Annotated in this window: 8 protein-coding genes; all 8 read right to left on the reverse strand. The window is 64.2% G+C overall.

Translation table 11 applies throughout. The features are described 5' to 3' along the window. Positions 1-129 precede the first annotated feature (129 nt). On the reverse strand, positions 130-1,296 hold the full coding sequence (hutI, locus tag AAFP05_RS05285; protein ID WP_341728815.1) for an imidazolonepropionase: 1,167 nt from the start codon (positions 1,294-1,296) through the stop codon (positions 130-132). A gap of 11 nt (positions 1,297-1,307) precedes the next feature. Further along, positions 1,308-2,615: a formimidoylglutamate deiminase gene (locus tag AAFP05_RS05290; RefSeq protein WP_341728808.1), complete on the reverse strand. Its 1,308-nt coding sequence runs from the start codon at positions 2,613-2,615 to the stop codon at positions 1,308-1,310. Next, entirely contained in the window at positions 2,612-3,829 is a 1,218-nt protein-coding gene (locus AAFP05_RS05295) for an allantoate amidohydrolase (RefSeq protein ID WP_341728809.1), read from the reverse strand. Before AAFP05_RS05295 ends, AAFP05_RS05290 begins: the two co-directional genes overlap by 4 nt. 7 nt (positions 3,830-3,836) lie before the next feature. Continuing rightward, entirely contained in the window at positions 3,837-5,846 is a 2,010-nt protein-coding gene (locus AAFP05_RS05300) for a urocanate hydratase (RefSeq protein WP_341728810.1), read from the reverse strand. Continuing rightward, complete coding sequence (locus AAFP05_RS05305; RefSeq protein WP_341728811.1) at positions 5,846-6,598, reverse strand: IclR family transcriptional regulator; 753 nt, start codon at positions 6,596-6,598, stop codon at positions 5,846-5,848. The genes AAFP05_RS05300 and AAFP05_RS05305 overlap by 1 nt, the downstream gene beginning before the upstream one ends. 1 nt (position 6,599) lies before the next feature. Then, complete coding sequence (locus AAFP05_RS05310) at positions 6,600-7,373, reverse strand: ABC transporter ATP-binding protein (RefSeq protein ID WP_341728812.1); 774 nt, start codon at positions 7,371-7,373, stop codon at positions 6,600-6,602. Next, a complete protein-coding gene (locus AAFP05_RS05315) occupies positions 7,370-8,239 on the reverse strand; it encodes an ABC transporter permease (protein ID WP_341728813.1) in 870 nt (289 codons plus the stop codon). The genes AAFP05_RS05310 and AAFP05_RS05315 overlap by 4 nt, the downstream gene beginning before the upstream one ends. Before the next feature lie 63 nt (positions 8,240-8,302). Next, positions 8,303-8,541: hypothetical protein (locus AAFP05_RS05320; RefSeq protein WP_341728814.1), on the reverse strand; the 239-nt coding region annotated here is incomplete at its 5' end.

The raw sequence follows: 8,541 nt of genomic DNA on the forward strand, positions 1-8,541 counted from the left end.
ACGACCGCCCTGCAGGCCTACGTCGAAGACCTCGCAGAATCGGATGCGCCGAGCGCCTGACAGCCGGACGACACCCGAACAGATCGCGGCTCCGTTCCCGACGAGGTGCGGCCGCCGCGAGCGCCTGACCTACACGATGCTGCGGCCCGCCACCAGTCGTCCGGCGCTCCAGACGCGTCCGATCACCAGCACACCGGGCCGATACATCAGATGAAGCCAATGCGACGCATTGAGTTGGACGAGGTCAGCTCGCGCGCCTGGGCGGATGAACCCGATGTCCCGGCGGCGCAACGCCGCAGCACCGCCCGCAGTGGCCGACCACAGCGCTTGCTGCGGCGTCAGGTGCATCTCGCGCACGCCGATCGCCAAGCAGAACGGCATCGATGTGGTGAACGCGGTGCCCGGATTGCAATCGGTGGCCATTGCGACGGTGATACCTGCATCGAGCAGACGGCTGGCGTCGGGATATGGCTGGCGGGTGCTGAATTCGGCAGCAGGCAGCAGTGTCGCTACGGTTCGCGAATCGGCGAGAGCAGCAATGTCGGCATCGCTTAGGAAGGTGCAATGATCGATGGAGGCCACGCCGAGGTCGACCGCCGATGGGATCACCTCACTCGGCTGCAGTTGCGCGGCATGTAGCCGCAGCCCCAGGCCGGCGTCCCTGCCCGCCCGGAGGATCTCCAGGCTCTGTGCGGCGTCGAACGCCCCCCGCTCGCAGAAGACATCGATCCAGCGGACGAACGGCGAGCAACCCTTCAACATGGGCCCACAGACCAGCCGCACGTAGTCGTCTGGATTGTCTCGGTATTCAGGCGCAACCACGTGCGCGCCGAGAAAGGTCACCTCGTCGGTGAACTCGGCGCCGATCCGCACCAGCCGCGCTTCGTTGGCCACATCGAGGCCGTAGCCGCTCTTGACCTCGAAGGTCGTGGTGCCCTGCGCGCACATCTCGTCGCGCAACCGATGCACCATCGCACGCAGTTCATCGTCGCCGGCCTGCCGGGTGGCGCGTACCGTCCGCAGTATGCCGCCCGCCTCATAGGGTTCGCCGTTCATCCGTGCACCGAATTCGTCGGCACGGTCGCCGGCGAAAATCAGATGACTGTGGGAATCGACGAATCCCGGAATCACGCAAGCACCCGCCAGATCGACAGCCAGATCGGCCGCCGGCGCAGCCCGTTCGTACCCCACCCACACGATCTGCTGATCCTCGATCACGATCGCAGCGTCCGGGAGTTCGCCGAGCGGTCCGCCCCACTGCGGGTCGTTGGTGACGAGCAGTCCGATCCCGTGCATCAAAGTGGCCGTCACGCTGCCGCCGCCTCCCGTAGCCCAGCAAGTGCCGCACGAAGCCCCGATCCATCGCTCCTCGGCAGCGGTGCGCCGCCGACGATTGTCGCAGCCACATCGTCGGCCGTCGCGGTCAGCGGCCACTGCAGCGGATCGACTCCGGCGAGTCGAGTGGAGCTCTCGTCGATCTCGACGAGGTCGGCCCAGTCGCCGACCCGCAGTCCCGGCACACCCTCGGCATCGTCTCCATACAGGCTCACCTGACCCATCAGCGTTCCGACCAGCCACAGCTGACCCGCGGTCAGCACACCTCGCCGTCCACTCCCCAGGCGCGCGGTCGCTTCCAGAAGGCGCATCTCGGCGAATGGATCGCTGACGACATTCTGGTCAGAACCGATGCTCAGCGGCACTCGCGCACCGATCAGCTCCGAAATCCTGGCAATGCCGTCCCCAAGGTCGGCCTCGGTCGTCGGGCACAGCGAGACTGTCACGCCAGTCTGAGTAATCAGGGCAATGTCGGCGTCGCTGATGTGAGTGGCATGCACGAAAGTACTGCGCGGACTTGCGACCCCGGCCTCGGCGAGTAGCTGCGTCGGACTAATGCCCCACATCTCTAGGCATTCCTCGTTCTCGCGGCGCTGTTCGGAGACATGCACATGTAACGGGACATCGTCGGGTAATCCGGCCACGGCCGCTGCGCACTCGGTGGGAGTGAGCGCCCGCACGCTGTGCAAGGCCGCTCCCAGCCGCACCAAAGGCGAGGACGGCAACACATCGCGCAGGTCATGCCATCGCTCGATCCAGGCAGTCGTAGTGCCATCGCCGAAGCGCTTCTGGGCCGGCGACAACTCGGCACCGATGCCACCGTGAAGATAGCAGGTGTCGAGCAGCACCAGCCGGATTCCGGCGTCAATCGCGGCGTGGGCCACCGCCTGCTCCATGGCGTGCCCGGGATATCGTCGTCCGTCAGGCGCGTGGTGCAGATAGTGAAACTCGCCAACCCCGGTATATCCCGCTGCGACCATCTCGGCGTAGACGCCGCGAGCCAGCTCGTAGTACGTGTCCGGGTCGAGCGCTGCGGCCAGCCGGTACATTGCGTCACGCCATGACCAGAAGTCATCGCCTATTACGCTGCCCCGTAATGCGCGGTGGAAGAGATGCGAGTGGGTGTTCACGAATCCCGGGGCCACGCTGCCCAACCGCAGATCGGAGTCGCCCACAGGCGCGCTGCAGGTGATCGAGTCGATTCGCCCGGAGCCGTCCACCCCGATGCTTACCGCATCCCGGAACTGGCCCCCCACGAGGGCACTGCGGCACCAGATCATCGCAGCAGGTCCTCCAGTACCGATGCCAAAGCCGAGGCCCCCAGCTCGCAATCCTCATCGCTTGCCGACTCAACCGGGGTGTGCGACGCGCCGGTAGGATTGCGGACGAAAAGCATCCCGGTAGGCAGGACTTCGGCCAGCACGGCGGCGTCATGGCCAGCCCCGGTGCTGAGCTCAGGCACATCGCCGCCCAGGGTGCGATGCATCACGGCGCGCAGACCCGCATCGAACTCGGTGCGCGGTGTCCACGATTCTTGATGCCAATCGAACGAACAGCCCTCGTTGCGCGCTGAGATCTGCGCATCACAGAGAACGTGGTCGACGACCTCCTCCACTACGTGGTCCTGCTCGGCACGAACGTCCAGCCAGGCAAACGCCTTGGACGCGATCACATTCGTGCCGCCAGGTATGACGTGCAAACGACCGACCGTGGCCACCGCATCTTGTGCCGTCAAGGCAGCGTGTCGGGCGGCCAGCACCGTCGATGCCATCGGCAGCACCGGATCGTGCCGGTCGGCTAGCCGGGTTGTGCCAGCGTGGTTACCCTCACCGCCGAACTCCAGCCGCCAGCGACCATGCGGACGAACTGCCGACGCGATAGCCATCGGCCGCCCCAAGTCAACGAGCCCACGACCCTGCTCGACATGCAACTCGATGAACGCGGCGATATCTCGCACCCACCCGGCCGGGCCGATCGACTCGGCGGCCAGGCCTGCATCAGCGAATGCCTCCGGCAATCCGATGCCCGCCCGGTCGCCCAGCTCCCGCGCGGCATCCGGCGTGAGCAAACCGCTCGCCAATCGAGACCCCAGACACGGCATCCCGAATCTGCCGCCCTCCTCATCGGCGAAGACCACAAGGGCCAGCGGACGCGAGGGCACGTCCATCCTGTCGCGCAGCCTGGCGACCGCAACCAGCCCACTGACCACACCCAAGGGCCCATCGAGTGCGCCCCCGCCCGGCACGGAGTCCAGATGACTGCCGGTGGCAATCGCGCCGGCTGCCGGTTCTCCCCACCACGCGCAGATATTGGCGTCCGCGTCACCCCGCACGGTCAACCCGAGCGAGTCGGCCTTGCTGACGAACCATTCGCGCAACTCCAGTTCGGGAGCTTCCAGAACGTGACGCGAGTAGCCGCCGCGTTCGTTGTCCTGCCCGATGGAGGCGATTTCGCGTAGCAATCCCGCCACTGTCCACATCGATGAATCGCTCATGATCCGCCTATTTCACAACCGAGTCGATGACGTCGTCCTCGACGAGATACGGAAGGGTGATCTGCGCCCGGCCAAGATACTCGTTGTTGAACTCGGCTGCGGTCTGCACTGAGTGCTCATTGCGTGCCCAGCTACGCCGCGCGACGCCGCACATGACATCCCACAGCAACGACGACCGGATCACCTCGTCCACCCGGGCCGATCCATCCAGCACCAGACCGAAGCCGCCGTTGATTGCATTACCGATGCCGGTGCCTCCGCCGTTATGCAGGGTCACAAGTGTCATCCCGCGAGCGGCATTGCCGGCGAAGCATTGGGTGGCCATGTCAGCCATCACGTTGCTGCCGTCCTTGATGTTGGAGGTTTCGCGGAACGGTGAATCGGTGCCCGAGACGTCGTGGTGGTCACGACCGAGCATCACCGGGCCGATGTCGCCGGCACGCACCATCTGATTGAACTTGAGCGCGATGTCCAGGCGCCCCTTGGCATCCTGGTAGAGGATCCGCGCCTGAGTGCCGACGACCAGGTTATTGGCCTCTGCGTCGCGTATCCACAGATAGTTGTCTCGGTCCTGACCACGACGGTTCGGGTCGATGCACGACATCGCCGCAGCATCGGTCTTCACCAGATCCGCGTGCTTGCCGCTGAGACAGACCCAGCGAAACGGACCGTACCCGTAGTCGAATAGTTCCGGCCCCATGATGTCTTCGACATAGCTGGGCCAGATGAAGCCGTTGCGTTCATCACCATCGATCGCGATCTGCGTGACGCCGGCCTCGTAGACCGCGTTCATGAACGAATTGCCGTAGTCAAAGAAATAGGTGCCGCGGCTGGTGAGTTCGGCAATCAGCTCGAAATGCCTGCGCAGGCTCACGTCCACTCGCCTGCAGAACTCCTCGCGGTCGCCAGAGAGCATCCTTGTCCGCTCGCCAAAGCTGAGGCCCTGCGGGCAGTAGCCGCCGTCGTAGGCGGCATGGCAACTGGTCTGATCGCTGAGTAGCGGCACCACGATGTCATGGTCGACGATGTATTCAAGAAGGTCAACGATATTGCCGTGATAGGCGATGGACGCCGGGGTACCCGCGCCGAGATGCTCCCGGGCGACGTCGAAGACCTCGTCCAGATCGTCCGAGCAGTAGTCCACCCATCCCTGATCCATCCGGGTCTGGATACGGGACAGATCGACCTCGGCGATCACGCCCACGGCACGAGCGATCTCGGCCGCTTTCGGCTGGGCGCCGCTCATGCCACCCAGTCCGGACGAGACGAACAAGACCCCGGCCAGATCGCCTTCGTCGGCAATGCCGAGTTTGGCCCGTCCGGCGTTCAGCAATGTGTTGAAGGTGCCATGCACGATGCCCTGGGGGCCGATGTACATCCAGCCGCCAGCGGTCATCTGGCCGTAGTTAGCCACGCCCAGTTCCTCGGAGATCTCCCACTCCTTCTGGTTGTCGAAGCGGCCCACCATCAAGGAGTTTGTGATGACCACCCGTGGGGCCTCGGGCCGCGAGGGGAATAGTCCCAGCGGATGGCCCGACATGACCACCAAAGTGGTGTCAGCGGTGAGATTCTGCAGGTACTTCTTGATGAGCCTGTATTGCATCCAGTTCTGGCAGACCGAACCCGTCTCTCCGTAGGTGACCAGTTCATAGGGGTAGAGCGCAACATCGAAGTCGAGATTGTTGTCAATCTGCACCTGCAGCGCACGGCCTTCGAGACACCTGCCGTCGTATTCGTCGATCGGCTTTCCGAGGATGCGCCCTTCCGGGCGCCAGCGGTAGGCGTAGATACGGCCGTAGTCGCGCAATTCCTGCAAGAACTCGGCCGCCATGACAGCGTGCAATTCCTGCGGAAGATACCGAAGGGCATTGCGCAACGCGAGCTTCGTCTGCTCGCTGGTCAGGTGGAATCCTCGTGACGGTGCGCGGCGTATGCCCGGTTGAAATCCCGGCATCTCGGGCAGCGTCAAATCCAGCTTGATCTGCATCGCTCCGCTGGTCAACGCATTGTCCACCATTATTGCGTGCCTCCATTGTCGTTCGATCCGACGGCGCCTGTGCGCCGTGTGGGCGGGCGCCCTCGGCTGGGCAGCCGGCGGCGCCGCCGCGATTGTTCTTGTTTGCGCTCGTATCCGAGCAATGCCGACAGTTCGCCGGCCCGCTCGGCGACCAACTCGCCGTAGCGACCAGCCGACCCATTCAGCCGATAGCTCGGCACCACCATGCTGAGTGCCGCGATCACGCTGTTGCCCGACCAGATAGGCGCAGCGATGGCCGTGACATCTTTCTCGACGCCGGACGGCACGACCGCGTAGGGCTCATCTCTGGGAAGCCTGCCGGTCAGCACCCTTCCGATGGCGCTGCCGCGCAGCGGTACAGTCTGCCCTTCCCAGCTCTTGAGTTGCACAGCCTGCTGACCGGCGACCATCGCGATGTACAAGGCACTGCCCTGGTTGGCCACGCTGAGGTAGATCGATTCTCCGGTCTGGTCGGCCAACTCGGCCATCCCGGGCCGACAGATCCGGCGAAGCGAGTTGTCTGCGAAGACGTGAGCGCCGAGCCGGATCATCTGCGGGCCGACGACATAGCAGCCGCCCGCTTCGCGAGCCACGAAGCCTTCGCTCTCCAGGGTGCTGAGAAGCCGGAATGCGCTGGACACCGCCAGGTCGCAGTCGCGAGCCGCCTGAGACAACGTGATGCCCGGCTGCTCACAGATCGCGCGTAAGAGTTCCGTCGCCCTTGCTACCGATCGCGTCGTATCCGCTGCCATGTCAGTGCGCGTGCAGCGCGAGCGTGGCCCGCCGCCGGTAGACGAGAAACTCCTCGGTCAGTCGAGTTCCGGCGTCGCGCTTCGGCCCCAAATCCACGTCGAGGATCTCCCTGATGTCGCCGGGACGACCGGACATCACGACCACCCGATCTGACAGCAGCACGGCCTCGTCGATGTCATGGGTCACCATGATCACCGTCGTGTGCGTCCGCTCCCAGATCTGGCGCAGCAGGTTCTGCATCGATTCGCGGGTCTGCATGTCGAGCGCACCGAAGGGTTCGTCCAAGAGCAGCACCTCCGGGTCGGACGCCAGCGCCCGCGCGAGTGCGACACGCTGCTTCATGCCGCCGGACAGCGCGGCGGGGTAGGAATCCTCGAAGCCGCGCAACCCAACCAGATCGACGAATTGTTCGGCGGTCTGGGTCGACTCGCTGCGCCTCTTGCCCTGTTGCTCCAGCCCGAAAGTGATGTTGCGCAGCACCGTCCGCCAGGGGAAGAGGGTGTATGCCTGAAAGACCATTCCGCGATCGGGTCCTGGTCGTTCGACCGTTCGTCCGTTGAGACTGACCGTGCCGGTGGTCGGCTTCTCCAGCCCGGCCACGATGCGCAGCAGGGTCGACTTGCCGCAACCGGACGTGCCGAGCAGGCTGACGAACTCGCGCGGCCTGATGCTCAGATCCATCTCTGCGAGCGCACGCACGGGCTTTCCGCGGCTGGTGAAGACCTTCGAGATGCCGCTGATCTCCAGGTGACCTGTTGTCACTGATGCGGTCATTCCGACTCCTTGACGGCGTTCCACTTGAAGAGCGCGCGGTTCAGCAGGAAGAGGACGTTGTCGACGATCAGCCCGATGACGCCCAGCGTGAGGATCGCAACGAAGATGCGGTCAACCGCCATGCTCCGTTGGGATTGCAGGATCGAGTAGCCGATGCCGGACGAAGCACCGACGATCTCGGCGACGATGACATATGTCCACGCCCAGCCGAGCACGATTCGCAGCGTGTCGAGGATGTCAGGTGAGGCCTTCGGCACAATCACCTTCCACAGCACGTTTGCGCGGTCGGTCCCCAAGGTGTACGAGGCCTCGATGAGCGCGATCGGCACATTGCGAATGTTGGACGCCACCATGAGCACGATCTGCGGCAAGCTGCCCAAGATGATGACGGCGATCTTCTCGGATTCGCCGATGCCGATCCAGAAGATGAATAGCGGGATGAAGGCGGATGCCGGCATATAGCGCACGAAAGAGAAGAGCGGCTCGATGAACGACTGCACGGGAGCATAGGCCCCGATAAGCACTCCGACAGGAACGCCCACCACGGCAGCGATGGCGAAGCCCGACATCACCCTAATCACGGTGGCCGCGACATCGCTGGTGAAGCCTGAGCCGAACATTCTGATCCCGGCCGACAGCGTCTGCCCGGGCGTTGGCAGGAAGAGATCGTCGATGAATCCGCCGTACGTGACAACCGACCAGACCCCGAGCAGCACGACGAAGGCGCTGACGCCGAGCAGCAGCCCGGGCAGCCGGCGTCCATGACTCATCGGAGTGAAGGCCTCGCGCAGCCCACCCAGCCAGACCGGACGATCCGGCCGGCCAGGCTGCGTGGCCTCGTCCGGTTGATTCTCAGCAGAAGACATCGTCACGTCGCTAACGTCTTGCGAAACGGTGAGTGCCATCACTGACTCCTGACATTCGATTGACTAGTCGTTCACGAAAGAGGGATCGATGAGGGTATCGACCTTGGCGCTGTCGGTTATCAGTCCGGCGTCAAGCCAGATGGTGTTTGCCTCGTCGGCCAACTGGTAGATGGGCCCGGGGGCCGCCGCGGTGCCGAAGAAAGTCTTGTTGCCCGCGCGGTCATAGAAGCTGATCTCGTTCTCCATCTGGGAACGGATAACGTCGGGCTCCTCGTCGGCGACCTTTCCTATGATCGTGAAGG

The organism is Brooklawnia sp., assembly GCF_032229645.1.
In the GTDB taxonomy this organism is placed as follows: domain Bacteria; phylum Actinomycetota; class Actinomycetes; order Propionibacteriales; family Propionibacteriaceae; genus Brooklawnia.